We start from the raw sequence: 18,297 nt of genomic DNA on the forward strand, positions 1-18,297 counted from the left end.
GATGCAAGATTATTCACAACTGTATATTAATGGCCAATGGGTAAGTTCTACCGGCGAACAAACTTTTGACGTTATTAATCCGGCCACAGAAAATGTGTGTGCCAATGTGGTAATGGGCACAAAAGAAGATGTTGATGCAGCGGTCATAGCCGCGAGCGCAGCATTCAAAACATGGTCAAAAACCAGCAGCGATTATCGCGCAGGCATGATACAAAAATTAGCGGATAAGTTACGCGAATACCGTGATGAGTTAGCGCTATCTATGAGTATCTCAATGGGCATGCCATTGCACATGACAGGCGACGTACAAGTGGACGATCAAATTGATATTTTAGAAACCTACGTTAGCCGCACAAAATTAATGGACGACATTAAAACCATCGGCAATGCGCAAATATTAAAGCAACCTATTGGCGTGTGCGCGCTCATTAGCCCATGGAATTATCCGCTGAATCAATTGGTAGGCAAAATGGCACCAGCGCTGGCCGCAGGCTGTACCATGATTGTTAAGCCATCGGAGCAAACCTCATTACAAGATTTTATTGTGGCAAAGGCGTGTGATGACATTGGTTTACCAAAAGGGGTATTTAATCTTGTGCCAGGTACCGGCCCGGAAGTAGGCGCGGCTTTGTCGAGCCACCCTGATATTCAATTGATTTCATTTACCGGTTCGACCCGAGCGGGCATTCATATCGCACAAAACGCCGCGCAAAATGTAAAACGTGTGGTGCAAGAGTTGGGGGGTAAATCGCCGTTAATTATCGATAAAGGCTGCGACATAGACGCAGCGGTGCAATATGGTATCGATGACGTATTGATTAATACAGGACAAACCTGCACGGCTTACAGTCGTTGGTTAGTGCATACTGATATCGTAAAAGAGGTTATAGCGTTAGCGAAACAAAAAGCCGAAGCCGTTGTGATCGGCAATGGCCCTGATGCCTTTATGGGCCCAATGGTCAGTAAGGCACAGCAACAACGAGTATTGAATTATATTGAGCGCGGCATAAAAGAAGGAGCCATACTCGTTACAGGTGGTTTAGAAAAACCAGCGGGCATTGATAAAGGTTTTTATGTGTCACCCACCATTTTCGCAAACGTTAGCAATGATATGGTCATTGCCCGCGAAGAAATATTTGGCCCAGTGATTTGCATAATTGAATACAACGAACTTGCAGAAGGTATCGCCATCGCTAACGATACCGTTTATGGGTTAGCCGCATCTGTCTTTGCAAAAGATAAAACATTGGGTTTTGATATCGCCAAACAAATGGATGCTGGCATGGTGTATGTAAATGGCGGCAGCTACAATATAGAAGCGCCGTTTGGCGGTATGAAGCAAAGCGGTAACGGTCGTGAATTTGGTGACGAAGGCTTACATGAATATGTAGAGTTAAAAGCCATTCATATGGATGAGTAAATGCAGGTGCGACAAAAGGGGATTACGGTATGCCGTTAGATATTGATTACAACCCTTGCCAAGGTCGCGTTGGTATTGATGATCTCTATTTAACCTTGATGCCATCGACCCCTTTAAATCAATGGGTGCAGATGTTTTGGCAGTTGAATGTACCTTATGGCTCGTATCACTATCGCAGTGTGCCGGACAATTGTGTTGACCTAATTATTAATGTTGCGCAACCAGATGAAATGTTTATCGTCACACCGTTCACTTCATCCATTGTGTTTGAGATGACAGGGCCGGTGACGTATTTTGGCATTCGGTTTCGGTTATTGGGGCACCATGGGTTGATCTGTGCCCCTGTAGGTGAATGGAATAACCCAGAGCACACTGTCACACCAAACGACTTATTATCGCCTGATGTACTTCATCAATTATGTGAGAGTGTGACTCAAAAACTTGAATTCCAACCCCGTTGTGAGGCTGTGTCTGGTGTGATACTTGGGGCCATACAACACAGAAAAATAGATTCAAGAATTGCTCGCTATATTCGTTATTGTTATCAAAGCCCCCAATCCAACATTAACTTATCCGATAAACAGTGTGCCCAGTTTGGTTTGTCGGCTCGCCAGCTTCGGCGGTTAACGCATCAGTATTTAGGGCTGACACCTAAAGATTTTGCCAAGGTTTTGCGGTTTCAAACCACATTAAACCTAATGAACTTAGAGCCAGCCTCGGGTGTCTGGGCAAATCATTATTATGATCAGTCCCATTTCATTCGCGAATTTAAAAGTATGTCAGGCGTTACGCCCAGCGAATTTTTAAGTTCGTCCGTTTTGTACAATCCTAATTGAATCGATCCGTCTATTATCGTTTTTCATAAGCTAATGCGATGGAGAAATGATAATGATAGAAATAGATGCAATGTTCCCTGTTATGGTGACCTCAAATTTAGAGGTTGTGAAGCAATTTTACGAAGATGTGTTTGGTTTTAATGCGGTCTTTTATGATCCCAGTTTTTATCTGCATCTTGTGTCACCCAGTACAGGCATTCAGCTTGGCTTCTTATTACCGGAACACCAAACGCAGCCTGATTTTTTACACGCTGTCATGTCCCCTGATGGCTTTGTTATTTCATTAGAAGTGAAAGATGCAGCCCTTGCGTATGTTGAGGCGCAAAAAATGGCTCTTAATTTTGCAATGAACCTAAAAGAAGAAACATGGGGCCAAATGCACTTCATGCTAAAAGACCCAGCCGGTTTCCGAATCGATATTGTGCAGCACCAAGACGTATCAGGGCACTGATTTTAATTCGCTGGCATAAGGCTTAACTGCCATATGTTAGATGATTAAAAGTCATCCCAGTAAGGCTTCTCTTGGCCTAGGTTTTCAATTAAATAATCTAAAAACGCGCGCACTTTTGTGGGCAAATAATGACGCTCTGGGTAAATAGCGTAAAGGGTTTTGCTTGGCATGGCGTAATCTGAAAATAACGGAATCAGTTCGCCAGTTTTAATGGTGTCGCCCACAATGAAAGTAGGTAGGCGACCCACCCCCATCCCTGCAATTAAGGCTTGTTTTAACGCAGCACTGTTGTTGACTCGATAGTTACCGCTCACTTTTATTTTATGGCTTTTGGTTTTGTCTTTACATGAATCAAATTGCCAAATATCCCCATTCGTCGAATAACTGTATACAAGGCAATTGGCGAGTTCTAATTGTTGTGGTTGATCAAGTATTTGTTTGTGCTCGTTTTTAAATTCCGCTAAATAACAAGGTGCGACGCACACCACACTGCGCAACGGTGCAAGGGGCCGAGCAATTAAATTGGAATCCGGCAAGTCACCGGCTCGCACGGCCATGTCGAACCCTTGCTCGACTAAATTAATGTGGCTGTCATCCATTATTATATCGATTTGCAGATTGGGGTAACGCTGTAAAAATGCAGGAATCAGCGGCGCAATATGCATTTGCCCCAGTGTCATGGGCAATTGAATTTTTAATGTGCCTCTTGGTTCCCCTTGTAATTCATAAACGGCATCTTCTGCTTGTTGTGCAGCTCGGTTGGCCCGTGCTGCGTATTCATAAAAACGTTCACCGGCTTCGGTAAGGCTGAGCTTGCGCGTTGTGCGATGAAATAGGCGGGCACCCAGTTGCTCTTCTAATAATGAAATACGCTTGCTGATGGCCGATTTCGAAATACCCAAAATCTTTGCTGCACTGGAAAACCCCCCATGATCCGCCACCGCAATAAAGATAGGTATAGCATTAAAGCTTTCCATCAATAGGCTCCTTTCACATTAGAAATACCTTATTTGTTGAGAATAACTCAACAAAGCAACCACTTAAAGCCATATTGTTCTGTTGCGACATTAAATCTACAGTAAACACATCAGAACACAGGAGACAGCATCATGGTTCGATTAGAGCACGCCAACTTAGTTATGAATGACATTCAGCCCACATTGGACTTTTTGTTAACGGCTTTTCCCCATTGGAAAGTTCGTGGTGAAGGGGACATGGTTTGGGGTAAAGGTGAGGCCCAGGTGCACAGACATTGGTTGCACGTGGGTGATGACGACTATTACCTGACACTTAACGATAACGCACAAGGTGACATTCGCGACGTGCGCAGTGTGCAAGCAGGCGTAGCCCATTTAGGGTTTGTGGTCGATGACTTGAGCGGTGTGATTGCAAGGCTGAGCGCTAGAGGATTCACAGTCGATATCACTGGGCGCGAGCACCCTTATAGAAAAACCGTTTATTACAATGACCCTGCGGGTTTTCAATTTGAATTTTTAGAATACAGCAGCGACAAACCCCAAGAAAAAAATATGTACGGCGGTGAAAGTGGTGAAATTTTAAGAAAACGTTAAATGACAATTCACATAAACCATTCATTTTAATAAAAGAGTAAAGATGATGAACCAACAACACGTGCAGCAATTAGTAACAGAACTTTATCAAGCCGTAGACGCTAAAAACGTCGACTACCTAGGCGATAAGCTTGCTGAAAATACTCGTTTTAGAATTGGTAATTACCCAGCAGAAACCAATAAATCAATCATCTTAGATGCCAATCGAGATTTCTTTAGTAGCATTGATTCAATGCGACATACGATTGAAGATGTTTTTTCTCAGACTATCTTCAAAGATGGCAAGTCTGTGGATAAAATTACGTGCTTTGGCCATGTTGATTATGTGCGTTTAAATAGCACAGAGCATTCTGTGGTTTTTTCTACATTTTTAGAAATAGAAAATAACAAGATTACCGATTATCTTGTCTTTGCAGATTTATCAGCATTATAACGTTAAGAAGCGCAGAGACGTCTGCGCTTCTTAACCACCGTTTATCCACACTCTGTGTATCAGCCTAGCAAATTCTATAACCCGCAACATTCTTGGTGTAAGATGTAAAACACGACCGTGATAGCGGCACCCTCGATATTAATAACCAGTGCGTGAGTTATGGATTTTTCACTTACATTTTTTCAATTGTTCTTTTGGGGCGTCTTTTTAAGCGCGCCGATATTATCGGTTTTGTGTGTTTTGATTTCTGGGCTGGGCTTAATCGTCGGGCGAATAGAAAAATGGAAGCCGTTTGACGCATTGTATTGGGCTTACATTACAGCACTAACCGTGGGTTATGGGGACATACGCCCAACCCATAAACGATCGAAAGCCATGTCTATTATCATTGCGTGGTTTGGTATTATGTTTACAGGTTTATTGGTGGCCATTGCCGTTAAAACCGCCTCAGCCACGTTTGAAATGTACATGGACCCAGTGCTTATGGATCATATCGAACAGCGCATACATCGAGGTTAGCTTTTACGGTGATGCATTTCCCCCATAATAAAAACATCAACCTCGCGCCTTTAACCATTCAATAAACACCTTATTGGCGCGTGAAATTAAACGCCCTTTGCGCCATGCCAGCATCATGTTTAATTCAATCTTGGGTGATAACTCAAGCCCGACCATGCCAGGCTCTTGTTGTGGCATCATTTCAAGCCCCACGGTGGCGGCAAAGTTGTTTTTCACCATGCTAGTGAGCAACGGCAAAAAATTAGATTGCATGCGAATGTCGGGTTGTATGTTATGAGCAAGACATTGGCTATCAAATTGCTGGCGAATAAAATAATCATTTTGGTAAAGCACCATAGGCACATCGTGTAACTGCTTGATGTGAACCCGCTTTTGTTGATTAAGCGGGTGTTGCTCGTTGACGCATAACACAATTTTTTGTGTCACCAAGGGAATCACTTCTAAGTCAGGGTGATAACTGGTTTGATTAATCACACCCAGCTCTACCTCGTCTTGTAGAATCATGTTGGGAATTTTTTGTGTCCCGGCTTGGTTGATCGACGCCGTTAACCCTGTGTGCTCACCTAAAAACGCCCCCAGTACATCAGGAAAAAAATAAGTGCCCAGCATCGATGGGCAAGCAATGCTTAATTCCCCACGTAAAATACCATCAAGCTTACTCATACTGGTACTGAGCTCATTGACCTGCTGCAAAATCGCTTTGGCTTTATCAAGGGCCAGCTGGCCCTCACTGGTGAGCTGTATGGTGCGGTTATTTCGTTCGAACAATACCGTATTGAATTCGTCTTCTAGTTTGCGAATGGCAATACTCACCGCGGGCTGAGCCATGTGCAGCGCAAGGGCGGCTTGGCTAAAGCTTAAGTGTTGAGCCACGCTCACAAAAATCTCTAATTTGCGAAGATCCATGGGACGCTCATCATGATTATTTTGATATATAAATAATATATCAATTACATATAAATCATATATTTTATTTTTATAGTGAATCTTTGCTAAATTGAACAGGTTGATTAGGAGAACTTCATGAGTCACGTGACCACTTGGCAAAAAATTGATTGGCAAGACCCGTTTTTAATCGAAAGCATGCTCAACGATGAGCAGCGCATGGCACGGGACAGTGCACGCCAGTATGCGCAAAAAACCTTATTACCCCGTGTGCAGCAGGCGTATCGGGCAGAAGAAACCGATATAAATATATTTAAAGAAATGGGCAGCATGGGGCTACTAGGCTCCACCATTAAAGGTTACGACTGCGCAGGCGTCGATTACATTAGTTATGGCCTCATTGCCCGTGAAATCGAAAAAGTCGACTCGGGCTATCGCTCGATGATGAGCGTGCAATCGTCATTGGTTATGTACCCTATTTATGCCTTTGGCAGCGAAGCACAGCGCGAAAAGTATCTGCCTAAAATGGCCAGTGGCGAATGGATTGGTTGTTTTGGTTTAACCGAGCCCGATCATGGCTCAGACCCTAACGGTATGTTAAGCCGAGCGAAAAAAGTAGATGGCGGTTACGTCTTAAACGGCAGCAAAATGTGGATCACCAACAGCCCAATTGCCGATGTGTTTGTGGTGTGGGCCAAAACCGAAGACGGCAAAATTCGGGGTTTTATTTTAGAAAAAGGCATGCCGGGTTTAACCACCCCAAAAATTGAAGGCAAGTTGGCATTGCGTGCATCCATAACCGGTGAAATTGTGATGGACAATGTAGCGGTCAGTGACGCGCAAATACTGCCCAATGTAAGCGGTTTAAAAGGCCCGTTCTCCTGCTTGAACAACGCCCGCTATGGCATCGCATGGGGCGCATTAGGCGCGGCAGAAACCTGTTGGTTAACCGCACGGGATTACACCCTAGCGCGCCAACAATTTGGTCGCCCATTAGCGGCGACGCAATTAGTGCAAACCAAACTGGCCAACATGCAAACGGAAATCAGCTTAGGTTTAGTGGCTTGCCATCGTGCAGGGCAATTAATGGACAGTGGCAACATTTCACCTGAGTTAATTTCGTTAATTAAACGTAACTCGTGTGGCAAGTCGTTAGACATCGCTCGAATGGCCCGCGACATGTTAGGCGGTAATGGCATCAGTGATGAATACCCCATCATGCGCCACATGATGAACCTTGAAGTGGTCAACACCTACGAAGGCACCTATGACATACACGGTTTGATTCTGGGTCGCAGCCAAACCGATATCCCTGCTTTTTAAGATAAAGGAGCGTTTATGGCAAGTGCACTGGGCCACTTAAAAGTATTGGATTTGTCGCGTATTTTGGCTGGCCCTTGGGCGAGCCAAATCTTGGCGGATTTTGGCGCGCAGGTGATCAAAGTTGAACGCCCCAATGTTGGCGACGACACCCGTCGCTGGGGGCCGCCTTACATGCCAAACGATAATGGCCAAGACAGCAGCGAGTCGGCTTACTTTATGGCGGCCAATCGCGGCAAGCAATCCGTGTGTATTGATATCACCACGCCAAAAGGGCAGCAGCAAGTGCATAAATTGGCGCAGCAATGCGACATAGTGATCGAAAATTTTAAAACCGGTGGTGCCGCGCAATACTCGCTGGACTACGCCACGTTATCTGCGCTTAACCCCAAATTGATTTATTGTTCAATTACTGGTTTTGGCCAAACCGGCCCTTACAAAAATCGCCCAGGTTACGACTTTTTAGTGCAAGCCATGGGCGGCCTAATGAGCGTAACGGGTGAACCAGAACGCGAACCACAAAAAATAGGCGTGGCATTAACCGATGTTATGACAGGTTTGTACGCCAGCGTGGGCATACTCGCCAGCTTAGCTGAGCGAGAAAAATCTGGCTTAGGCCAATACATTGATCTCGCCTTACTAGATGTCACAGCGGCGACCCTTGCTAACCAAGCCACCAATTATTTAGTGGGCGGGAAGGTGCCAAAAAAACTCGGCAACTCGCACCCTAATATTGTGCCGTATCAAACCTTTGCCACGAGTGATGGCCACTGCATTGTGGCGGTGGGTAACGACGACCAATTCAAACGCTATTGCAACGTGATTGGTCTTGCAGCATTAGCGGATCACCCAGACTACAGCACAAACCCGCAGCGGGTAAAAAATCGCCATCAATTAGTCGCCATTTTACAAGGGCAAATGTTATCGAAATCCCGCGATGAATGGCTGGCCTTATTCGAACAAGCACAAGTGCCCGCTGGGCCCATTAACAACATAGACGAAGTGTTTAACGACCCACAAATCATTGCCCGCGATATGCGCGTGAATATTCCCCACCCCTTAAATAAAGATTTAACCTTACCGGGTAACCCCATTAAATTATCGCGCACGCCAGTAGCATACAAACGCCCGCCGCCTTTATTAGGGGAGCATGATGATGAAGTGTTTGCGCAGTTTGGGTTGTGATTCGATACTGATGTGATGTGATGTGATGTGATGTGATGTGATGTGATGTGATGTGATGTGATGTGATGTGATGTGATGTGATGTGATGTGATGTGATGTGATGTGATGTGATGTGATGTGATGTGATGTGATGTGATTTGATTTGATTTGATTTGATTTGATTTGATTTGATTTGATTTGATTTGATTTGATTTGATTTGATTTGATTGTACGACGAAGTATTATCACTATTTTAAAATATTAGAAGGTGAAAATGGCTGACATTATTTTATATTCTGCAATCACCTGCCCAGAATTCGGTTATTAACGCCCCCCGAAACCATGACAGTATTTTATGAAAACGACGAATGCCATAAAATACCCGAACCCAAAGCAGGGAACTGCTGTAAGTAGAATACATTATTGTACGAGGGTGCCCCGCGCCCGATTAAAGCTTAACTCATCACATAAATATCGCTTGATTCAAATCTTAAATTAATATTTTGCATGATAAATACACTGTAAAAACCAGTCATGGGACTGACACAATATAATGTGTCGCCATATGATGCTTTTTACGGAAACAGATCGTTTATATCTAAAATATAATAAGAAAGTATGGGATTAAAATACGGTATAAAATTAAAAACTGACATAGATACAAGTGTTGTATTAGGGCGTAAACAATAAGAACACATTTGCCAAAACGTACTGTGTCCCTCATGATAGTTGGAACTTAAGAACGTATCGGGCGAACACGCCTAATAAAACGAGTCACGTAACCACGCAATATATTATTTGATTATGTGACAAAGAATAAACTGTTATGTGTAAATAAATTATGAAAATAACAAAAAGTCGGTTAAATGACGCAGTAGAAGCAAAGATCATCACGAGTGATCAGGCCAACTCATTGTTTGATTTCTTTCAGTCACAATCACTTGATGAACCCCATTTTACATTCACCCATGTTTTGTACTATTTCGGTGGGTTAATTGCCATCGGTGCCATGACATTGTTCATGAACCTAGGGTGGGAGTCGTTTGGCGGTGCGGGCATTGTTTTTATATCGGCGCTTTATGCGTTGGTCGGTATTAAAATAACCAATACGTTTGCGGCTAAAAACTTAAATATCCCAGCCGGAATTTGCGCAACGTTTGTTGTGTGTCTAACGCCATTATTTATTTATGGCTTACAACAGTGGTTAGGTATTTGGCCCGATGGCGAAGTGTATCGGGATTATCATCGGTACATAGCGTGGCACTGGTTATACATGGAACTGGGGACGCTAGCGGTTGGGGCTATCATTGCGTGGAAATATAAATACCCATTTTTAATCATGCCTATTGCCGTCACACTTTGGTACATGACAATGGATGTTGCCACTATGCTTGATGGTGGTGATTTAACATCGCAATTACGTAAGCTTGTTTCGCTCTACTTTGGTCTGTTAATGATAGGGCTTGCGTTTTGGATAGACGTAAGGTCGCGCGGTAAAGCGGATTATGCATTTTGGATTTATATTTTTGGTGTGATTGCATTTTGGGGCGGACTCTCTTCTCAAAGCTCTAACAACGAACTTTCAAAATTCTTTTACTTCTGTATTAATCTTTCAATGATTGGTATTGGCGTATTATTGGTGCGCCGAGTTTTTGTGATATTGGGTGCACTAGGATGCTGCGGTTATCTTGGATATTTAGCCGCGGATGTATTCAAAGATAGCGTGTTGTTTCCAATCGCATTAACCATTATCGGATTGGCGATTGTGTATCTGGGTGTGCTTTGGCAAAAACACGAGAAAACGATGACGCAAAAAGCACGGGCAATACTGCCGCTTGCTTTAAGAGAATTACTTGAATCAAGAACATAATAAAATATTGAATAAATAACGTCATTATTTTGGTTAAACCAAGATTACTCCCCATCTTTGTATATGGGAGTAATCAAGTGTTATGACTTATTTAGTAATATTAATTTTCCCCGTTTAACCCTGCCCAACTGACCTTAGCCAATTCGAAAAAAAATCATTCAGGAATGAAAATGTTTAATTAGGGGTTGTATGTGAGCTACCTGTTTCTCCTTGGTTTCGCATGAAACTCCTGCCTTTAGTTCGTACACGCCTAAAACCGCTCATGGATAATAAAACGAGATTAAATAATGAACTCTTGTATTGGTTTAAAAGTAGGCTTGCGTAGATAATGAGTATCATAGTGTTGATAATGTAAAAATGTAGACACGATAGCAGCGTCTTTAAATCGTCATACCCGCGAAGGCGGGTATCCAGCGTTTTGTTATTTTGGTCTTTAATATTGCGCAATAATTGGATTGCTTGAATGTCTTATTATGGGTGTCTTGATAATCTTCCGTAAAAGACGTCACCTGACGGCATAATATAATATGCCGTCAGGTGACGATTTTTCAGGCAAAGCAGGTTTGCAGTTAAATATTCAGTCAAAAGTATTAGATTAAATACTGTTCAATTTCAAAGGCTTAAGTTGATACAAATGTTTTAGCGCGACGTAAAAAAGGGAGGCATAATTGCCAAAAAAGGCTATATCCTCCATGATGACTCGGCTTCATTGAAATGAAGGGCGAAGGTGCCCCATAAAACACGTCACGGCATATTATATTATTTGATCACGTGCCATAGAATAAACTATTAAACAAGTTTTGGATTTATAAAACTGTAAATTTTGTATAGTACTGCTGTATGAAAATACAGTAAAAAGATAGCCGAATTTGAATTATTAGTTTACGCTTCTAGCGCTCGTCGCTGCAGTAAAACGAGTTTTGCGTGACAGCAAAGAGCGCTAGAAGAGAAGAATCAAAAACGGCTTCGATCAATTACAGTAATTAACAGATTTGGGAGTCGACCTAATAGATTTCTACTCAAAACTTTTTTTAACAAGTCGATAATAAGGACTTGAATTAAATGTTGTCACTTAATTTGCTACGCAAATGCATGCCAAATTCACTTCAATCCTTATATCTAATTCGTTATATTACAAAGTGAGCCTATGAAATTTGATCTAAATAAATTCGAAGAAGTTCTTTACGAAGAAAGTAAAAAGATTTTTCCAAAGATTATCCAAGACTGTGAGAGTGAAGGGATTTATTCATTGGCTCTATACAACAGTGGAGACTCTTGGTCGTATTTGTTTCCAACGGTAGCAACGATGAAAGGCCTTAGTAATGTGGCTGCTGAATATAAAAAAGATGAGTACTACAAAGACAAGACAATTGAGTATCTGGAAGCAGATCTTAAATGGAGTCCTTGCGACTCTCCAAAACATGAAGACTATGAATCATCAATGATCGAGACAGACAAAATCGTACAGTCAGCTTCGAAACTTATGGATGAATTATTCGATAACGACAAAGAGGTTGAGTGTGACGAGTTGCATCAACAATTAGTTAAAACCAGCCTTAATGTAATGAAAAGATTGGATTCAGAAGGCGTGTTTGGAAGCTTGGAGCGCAGCTCGTTTGTTCTCAACTTACTAAACGGCGACCAGTGTGACGAAGAAAGGCTTGAAAGAGCTAACTTTCTGAACCCTGAAAATGTTTACCAAACTTATAAAAATGAAATATAACCAGTTAAGGCAGCATATGCAAAAAACGCAATTCTGCTTGAGGCGTTAACTCAATAGATAAATCATGCAGATAAACGAAGATAATTACGAGAAGGCCGAAAGTGCGTTAAAAGACATTCTCTTTATGTTCGTAGACGCGACCGTACAGAATGGCGACTTCTCTGAATTAAACTTAGGGGGATTTGATCCTTTCGAGTATTTGGTGGTTAAAGGTAGCTCTGATCAAACAGTCTACATGACCGATGGCGAAGTCGATCTTGTAATGAAAGGTGCCGCAATTACCTTACTTTCAAAGGTCGCTGATATTTATTTCGATGACGAATGCCATGCAATAGATGAGGAAGATAAGCGTAAAAATGGTGTAATGCCGAGTTTTATTTCACGAAACGGTAATATTACTTTACCTGTAAATTATGGTTATTTAGCGCAAATATACGATGTATTCCAAACCGGAAAGTTTGTTGAAAACCAGTATATTGAGAGTGCATTTAAAGCTGCATTCAAAGACGAAACAGAATTTTATAATGCAATGAGAGAAGTGTTAGAGCAAGTGGTTAAGCCTTGCTTTAGCGTACTCTCAGAATTCAAGAGTTAACAAGGGACAACAAAGGACACTCATCTTAAAAACTATAATTTAAACACTATTAAAAATTAAAAAAATATATTTTCATTTCGTTTTTTTTAGTTAGTTATTCATTTGATAGTGAAGATTTATTCGGAGCTAAGATAAATTGTTGGATGACAGGCGAGTCGATTTGCACTGGCTCGTGATTTTGAAAAATATTAGATGTATTGAGTGTTAGGTAAGCAGAGCTTTACAGTTTTTAATTCCGGGTCGTCGCTTACGATTCATTAGCTCAATGGCGATATCCATTTTAGATGGCGTGCCCACTAAATCTTTAAACATGAATTCAAAACCTTGAGTCATTTTTATCCAGCTTTCAGCTTCAATGCCTAATCGTTGTAAAATAAGTGGCTGATTCTTTTCGATATAGCCACGCTTGTCTTCTCTTATGACGCGCCCAGTTAATTCAACCAATTCTAAATAGTCTGTTAGCTTAAAGGGTAAGCCGTGAGGCATATCTTGACGGGGATTACCTGCAAAAGGCATTAGGTCTTTTACTTGTTGGTTCGGGTGGTTAACTGAGTGTGCGGTTTTGGTTTTTAGGGCTCTGGCCTTTACGGATGTATGATCAGATGTCTCAGGTGTTTTTGCCATTTTTGCTCGTACTGGATTTAGGTCTACATAAGCTAAGCAAGCAGCCAATGCTTTTTCATCTAACAGCGCTTGAGATTTAAAACGGCCTTCCCAAAACCGACCAGTACAATTATCTTCGTAATTAGCTTGCCGTGAAATAAATTCATTTAAGCGCCGCATAAACCAACTTATATCCATTAAGCGTGCACGCCATCGCTCTACAAACTCAGTGAGTTTAATTAATTCTGCTTCAGAAAATCTAGGGTCTGTTAAATAACGTTGGCTGAGAGCATTACCCTTGTATAGCGTGTGCCAGCGTTCAATTACTTGGTCGAAAGTCCAGTCATCGGCTTGTTGTTTGTTGATGTGCAGCACAACGTGGTAGTGGTTCGACATAACAGCATAGGCTGCGATATCAATGGCAAATACTTGAGCTTGTTTAAAAATTTCTTGTTCTAACCATGCACGCCTGTGCTCATAGCTTTGTTTGGTGGTGAAGTCGATGCCACATAAATACGCCTTGCGAACACAGCGAGAGACGCAGTGATAGTAAGGCGTAGCCTCAAGACATATTTGTTGTGAGCGTGCTTTAGTCATAATTTTTATAATAGAAATCACTGTTCTCAGTATTCAACAGTGGAAGGTTTAAGAATTAAATAAGGTATTGTTATTAATTTTAAAGATCGGCATTTACGATCTAACGCAATATACTTATGATGAGTGTCCTTTGTAGTTCCTTTTTGTTAAGAATATTGAAGATTATATATAAATTTTCGCTTTATGGATTTATTGCAGTTTTTTCTATCGCTATAATATATTTGATAGTTACTGGTGAGCCATTAAGCATCTAACAAAAGCATGTTGCATTAACCACTGCGTGGTTTGGACGGTTTTCCGCTCGTACCTCGCTACAAACCGCCGCAAATGCTAGGCGTTAGTCATCTTTTGGAAGTGAAATGAATATAGACATACTACAAATTGGAATTGTGATAGCTTTTATTCTGTCATGCGTGCTGATATATAAATTTTTGGTGATGGCCATATCTGGGAAAGTTCCACAAAGCCCTGCTGCAATGGGTATTGGCATTGCTGCTCTTTCATTCTTACCAGCTATATCATGGTTCGTAGCTTGGTTTATCGATCGTAATATTAATCAGTTGTTTGGGTCAGACCTTCCAATTTATCTATTACTTAGTATTCCTATCCTAGTGAGCTCACTTACTTTAGCAGGGTATTTGGCAACTAAAACAAGTGAAGACACTTCAATGATGAACCTGAAATTATTAATTGCTTTAGGTGTCATTCCACACTTTATTGTATCAACATTCGCATTTATGAGTTTACCTGGATGGATGAACTACCTAGATTTTGGTGCCTATATTCCAGCAATAATTATCGGCAGAATTCTATATATTAAAATGACTAACAATACGCTTAAGCTTAGGACGCAGTAAACTGCGCCGCTTAGCTAAGCGTTATAAGGCTTAGGAAAGATGGCACCAAAATCCGTAAATCCACTAAGTCAGGATAAGTTAGAGAGTCTCACTACAAAAAGGCTTTTAGCTTACCTTCGCAGTTTGCAGCAGTGCGAGGAATCTATAGAAGCTTCTGATTGGAGTGAAGATGAAGTAGCTTCCGTGAGCGGTATAATTTTTAAAGCTTCTGATGAATGGAAGTTACAACACAATTTAGTAAAAGCAGTGTTAGCTGAAAGGCCGAACTATTGATGGACGCGGTCAAAAAATAATTCAGACACCCATTGTAATAATTAGTGAGTTCAATCCGCGCTGCTTTATATAAAATGGAAAGACAAAAAACGGATTCAGACTATGTTTTGATGATGAAATTGAAGTTTACTAAATAACAGGCAAGAGGGTGCCGTTTGAACTCTTTGTTGAATGAAAATACGGGTGTTTAAGTCAATAGCATCTCGCCGTTTTTAAAGGCAGGTCGTCGTTTTCGATTAAGCAGCTTTATCCAGATTATTTGAATTCTATGATGGTTGTCTTAGTTAATTATTTGGTTAATTCCCAGAAACGAAATTAGAAATCACTGTAAAAACCTTGGTTTTGTAGTCGGAGAGTAAATGGATTATTGGGCAAGTTTACTCATGGGTTTTATGATCGCGGCGATTCCTGGACCGTTAATACTGAAACTGATGCAATTATCATTAAATAAAAAATTTTCAAAAGCATTCGCAATGAGTCTTGGAGACTATCTAGCCAATATTGCCTTACTTTTAATAATATACAATATGGTTATTGCGCTAGACATCATTCAAAACTATATCAATATATTCTATTTGATTGGTGCAATCATATTATTCTATTTGGCATTTGATGGATTTACCTCGTCTTCGTCAATGGATGTCGATCTGGATGCGCCAAAGTCGGTTGGAACTCTAAAATATTTTACGCTCGGTATCGGCATGGCTTTGTTCAGTCCAATTGTAATAACATTTTGGATTTCATTATCGATATCTTACTCCGAGTTAGAGACCCACGAAGCACAACTGAATATAATAATGGTAAATAACGGTTTTCTATTGTTTGATATTTTATTTATTGGCTTGGTCAGATACTGCGCAGATAACTTAAATAAAATTTACAATCAAATACTGGTTAACCTCAGTTCAGTTGCGCTTTTGGGTTTTGGTAGTTATTTCATTTATATGTCACTTGAGTTGTTTTGAGTTCCTGAGGTGGGAGTAATCAGTCGAAATAATAGCTTATTTTAAAGGCAGGTCGTCGTTTTCGATTACTTGATCTAGTCGTATTTTCTTATCATGGGTGTCTTGATTCAAATCACCCTAAAAACCATCTCAGCAATCTAAGACACTTATTTCCTCTTCAGCTACGCAATAATGCTCAAAAACAGATAGCTTGGAGTCATCCTCTTGCGCTCAAAGACTGATTTTACGGTCAGATCAATCATAAACAATAATAGACGCAAGGTTTCCGTCACTTGGCTGATGGTTGTACTTGAGAATGTTTTCATGTTTTTACTGCCCCTATTCATTGGCTTTGCGATTGATGACTTACTAAACAAAACATTCACCGCGTTGTATTGGTTATCATCACTTTTTGTCTTGTTGATCGTCGTTTCAGTAATACGACGCCTCTATGATACTCGTGTGTACGGAAATATTAGAGTCCACCTTGGAGTGCAGGTAGACGCTTTGTTGGTTCAAAATAATAAAGCCGATAACAATATTTCAATTAGAAATGCGCGTCTTAACATGTCTCGTGAATTGGTTGATTTTTTAGAGAATGACGTTCCCTTGTTGATGACCGCCGTTATTCAATTAATTATGTCTGTCATAATATTAACCGCCTTTCATCGGGACCTTGCTATCAGCGCGGTTATAACAAGCGTCGTTATATTATTTATTTATGCTCAGTTTCATGGTTACTTCATTCGTCTTAACGGATATTTAAACCGCTGTGCAGAACAACAAGTCTTTGTTTTATCCCGCATTCCATTCCTAGGCGTACGCCGTCACTTAGAGCGTATTATGCGCCGTGAAATACTGATTTCGGATGCAGAGGCGGCCGTCTACGGATTAATATTTTTAGTGTTATTCAGTTTTGTTATCACTAATTTATGGTTATCGAGCCTTATTGACTCGCCAACGGCGGGGACTATTTTCTCGGTAGTGACGTATTCGCTAGAATTTGTTGAAGCGGCAATTATGCTGCCAGTGACACTACAAAGTTTGTCTCGACTCACCGAGATAAGTCATCGTCTAAATGATCTAACGGCGTCTCCTCAATCACCTTCTGAATCTAACCAATAAAAAATAGATTGAGATAATTAAATAATCGAGTGATGAATAACGGATTATTTGCTTTTGGTCAAAAAAACGACCATATTAATCGATACCAATAGATATTCGATTCGGTTATGACTGACGCTGTTAGACCTTATATTCTTGTGCCCGAAGTGGCCTTATTGGAGTCTTTACCTCCACATCATCAAAGGCGATTCGAAAAGGCTTTGTACTTGATGCATGACTTTTTAGAAGAGAGGCTATCATGGGAGCAAATCGCTGAAAAAAGTGCAATTTCACCTTTTCACTTTCACAGACAATTCAGTGGACTGTTCGGAGAAACACCTGGGCAATATTTAAGCCGTGTAAGGTTACAATACGCCGTTTTTTTATTATATTCCCATGGCGAACATAAAGTCACCGACATCGCGCATCAGTGCGGATACTCCTCATCTCAAGCAATGGCGAAGGTACTGAAACGCGAGCTTGGATTGAAAGCGAAAGATATTCGCACACTCTTCACTTCTGGTACGCCCTCAGAAACCGCTCAGTTAATGGAAGTGCTTTCGCACTCAGGGGAACAAGGCTCTCAAGAGCAGCAACTCGCGCAATCTATCCCAACAGAACTCCTGTGGTATCCGGCAAGAGGTATTAAAGTTATCCCAATACCCAATTTCGACTGGGATATGGTTTTTGACACCTATGGAAAAGAGAGCACCAAGCTGGTGAGTGCAACCCCTGTAATGGAGTTGGATAAAAAATGGGAAGACATCTCATATACCGTTGGTGATTGGAAAGTAGGCGTTGAACAATATGATTTCTTTATTCCTGAAGGCTACTACCTATGCTGTGAGGTCTATCTGACAACGGACATAGCCTATATCGCAGCCATCGACAGCCTTTTTATGCAAGCCAAAGACCAAAACTTAAGCGTCGACTGGAGTGGCCAGCTTGTTGAGCTGGTCAGAGACGTAGAGCTGAACATCATTGGTGGCGCGACGTTTTCTTTTCAGATCCCAATTCTTGTATGAACTGATTGCGGTGGGGGCGCCAATAGAAGCCAACACGGTTATAAAATACCTAATCAATAACCTCGCTTTTATAGCAATTTGGGACACTTCTTTTCTTTCTTCTCATG

19 protein-coding genes are annotated in these 18,297 nt (G+C 41.3%); 16 read left to right on the forward strand and 3 right to left on the reverse strand.

Annotated elements, in window-relative coordinates; all coding sequences use genetic code 11:
• Window position 1 precedes the first annotated feature (1 nt).
• From ACU6U9_RS08755 to ACU6U9_RS08765, 3 genes are read left to right on the forward strand one after another with little or no spacing between them, the layout of a single operon-like run.
• On the forward strand, window positions 2-1,420 hold the full coding sequence (locus ACU6U9_RS08755; RefSeq protein ID WP_446734653.1) for an aldehyde dehydrogenase family protein: 1,419 nt from the start codon (window positions 2-4) through the stop codon (window positions 1,418-1,420).
• A gap of 29 nt (window positions 1,421-1,449) precedes the next feature.
• Window positions 1,450-2,256 (forward strand): DUF6597 domain-containing transcriptional factor, encoded by an 807-nt coding sequence (locus tag ACU6U9_RS08760; RefSeq protein WP_446734654.1) that lies wholly within the window; start codon window positions 1,450-1,452, stop codon window positions 2,254-2,256.
• Between the two features lie 52 nt (window positions 2,257-2,308).
• A complete protein-coding gene (locus ACU6U9_RS08765; RefSeq protein WP_446734655.1) occupies window positions 2,309-2,707 on the forward strand; it encodes a VOC family protein in 399 nt (132 codons plus the stop codon).
• A 44-nt stretch (window positions 2,708-2,751) separates the two neighbouring features.
• Here the strand turns inward: ACU6U9_RS08765 and ACU6U9_RS08770 are convergent, their stop codons facing one another.
• Complete coding sequence (locus ACU6U9_RS08770; RefSeq protein ID WP_446734656.1) at window positions 2,752-3,684, reverse strand: LysR family transcriptional regulator; 933 nt, start codon at window positions 3,682-3,684, stop codon at window positions 2,752-2,754.
• Between the two features lie 132 nt (window positions 3,685-3,816).
• Between ACU6U9_RS08770 and ACU6U9_RS08775 the strand changes: the two genes are divergently transcribed.
• The 3 genes from ACU6U9_RS08775 (at window position 3,817) to ACU6U9_RS08785 (ending at window position 5,230) form a co-directional block, all read left to right on the forward strand.
• Complete coding sequence (locus ACU6U9_RS08775; RefSeq protein WP_446734657.1) at window positions 3,817-4,278, forward strand: VOC family protein; 462 nt, start codon at window positions 3,817-3,819, stop codon at window positions 4,276-4,278.
• 43 nt (window positions 4,279-4,321) lie between these two features.
• Entirely contained in the window at window positions 4,322-4,711 is a 390-nt protein-coding gene (locus ACU6U9_RS08780; RefSeq protein WP_446734658.1) for a nuclear transport factor 2 family protein, read from the forward strand.
• 159 nt (window positions 4,712-4,870) lie between these two features.
• Complete coding sequence (locus ACU6U9_RS08785; RefSeq protein WP_446734659.1) at window positions 4,871-5,230, forward strand: potassium channel family protein; 360 nt, start codon at window positions 4,871-4,873, stop codon at window positions 5,228-5,230.
• A 36-nt stretch (window positions 5,231-5,266) separates the two neighbouring features.
• On the opposite strand, the gene ACU6U9_RS08790 is transcribed toward ACU6U9_RS08785, so the two are convergent.
• Window positions 5,267-6,136 (reverse strand): LysR family transcriptional regulator, encoded by an 870-nt coding sequence (locus tag ACU6U9_RS08790; protein ID WP_446734660.1) that lies wholly within the window; start codon window positions 6,134-6,136, stop codon window positions 5,267-5,269.
• A gap of 117 nt (window positions 6,137-6,253) precedes the next feature.
• Here ACU6U9_RS08790 and ACU6U9_RS08795 point away from each other — a divergent pair, with 117 nt between their 5' ends.
• From ACU6U9_RS08795 to ACU6U9_RS08815, 5 genes are all read left to right on the forward strand, one after another.
• Window positions 6,254-7,438: an acyl-CoA dehydrogenase gene (locus ACU6U9_RS08795; protein ID WP_446734661.1), complete on the forward strand. Its 1,185-nt coding sequence runs from the start codon at window positions 6,254-6,256 to the stop codon at window positions 7,436-7,438.
• Window positions 7,439-7,453: 15 nt separating this feature from the next.
• Window positions 7,454-8,620: a CaiB/BaiF CoA transferase family protein gene (locus ACU6U9_RS08800; RefSeq protein ID WP_446734662.1), complete on the forward strand. Its 1,167-nt coding sequence runs from the start codon at window positions 7,454-7,456 to the stop codon at window positions 8,618-8,620.
• Between the two features lie 820 nt (window positions 8,621-9,440).
• Window positions 9,441-10,469, forward strand: coding sequence for a DUF2157 domain-containing protein (locus tag ACU6U9_RS08805; protein ID WP_446734663.1), 1,029 nt, complete (start codon window positions 9,441-9,443; stop codon window positions 10,467-10,469).
• Between the two features lie 1,147 nt (window positions 10,470-11,616).
• Window positions 11,617-12,192: a DUF4303 domain-containing protein gene (locus ACU6U9_RS08810; protein WP_446734664.1), complete on the forward strand. Its 576-nt coding sequence runs from the start codon at window positions 11,617-11,619 to the stop codon at window positions 12,190-12,192.
• Between the two features lie 64 nt (window positions 12,193-12,256).
• Window positions 12,257-12,787 carry a hypothetical protein gene (locus tag ACU6U9_RS08815; protein WP_446734665.1) on the forward strand — a complete coding sequence of 177 codons (531 nt, stop codon included), beginning with the start codon at window positions 12,257-12,259 and terminating at the stop codon, window positions 12,785-12,787.
• A gap of 204 nt (window positions 12,788-12,991) precedes the next feature.
• Here ACU6U9_RS08815 and ACU6U9_RS08820 read toward each other — a convergent pair whose 3' ends face one another.
• A complete protein-coding gene (locus ACU6U9_RS08820) occupies window positions 12,992-13,987 on the reverse strand; it encodes a transposase (protein WP_446734666.1) in 996 nt (331 codons plus the stop codon).
• Between the two features lie 359 nt (window positions 13,988-14,346).
• On the opposite strand from ACU6U9_RS08820, the gene ACU6U9_RS08825 reads away from it, so the two are divergent.
• From ACU6U9_RS08825 to ACU6U9_RS08845, 5 genes are all read left to right on the forward strand, one after another.
• Window positions 14,347-14,844, forward strand: coding sequence for a hypothetical protein (locus ACU6U9_RS08825; RefSeq protein WP_446734667.1), 498 nt, complete (start codon window positions 14,347-14,349; stop codon window positions 14,842-14,844).
• A gap of 39 nt (window positions 14,845-14,883) precedes the next feature.
• The gene (locus ACU6U9_RS08830; protein WP_446734668.1) at window positions 14,884-15,117 is read left to right on the forward strand and encodes a hypothetical protein; all 234 of its coding nucleotides are present in this window, start codon (window positions 14,884-14,886) and stop codon (window positions 15,115-15,117) included.
• Between the two features lie 359 nt (window positions 15,118-15,476).
• On the forward strand, window positions 15,477-16,082 hold the full coding sequence (locus ACU6U9_RS08835; RefSeq protein WP_446734669.1) for a LysE family transporter: 606 nt from the start codon (window positions 15,477-15,479) through the stop codon (window positions 16,080-16,082).
• Window positions 16,083-16,286: 204 nt separating this feature from the next.
• Window positions 16,287-17,186 (forward strand): ABC transporter six-transmembrane domain-containing protein, encoded by a 900-nt coding sequence (locus tag ACU6U9_RS08840; RefSeq protein ID WP_446734670.1) that lies wholly within the window; start codon window positions 16,287-16,289, stop codon window positions 17,184-17,186.
• A 107-nt stretch (window positions 17,187-17,293) separates the two neighbouring features.
• The gene (locus tag ACU6U9_RS08845) at window positions 17,294-18,190 is read left to right on the forward strand and encodes an AraC family transcriptional regulator (RefSeq protein WP_446734671.1); all 897 of its coding nucleotides are present in this window, start codon (window positions 17,294-17,296) and stop codon (window positions 18,188-18,190) included.
• Window positions 18,191-18,297: the final 107 nt, after the last annotated feature.

Source organism: Pseudomonas sp. HK3, from assembly GCF_052920985.1.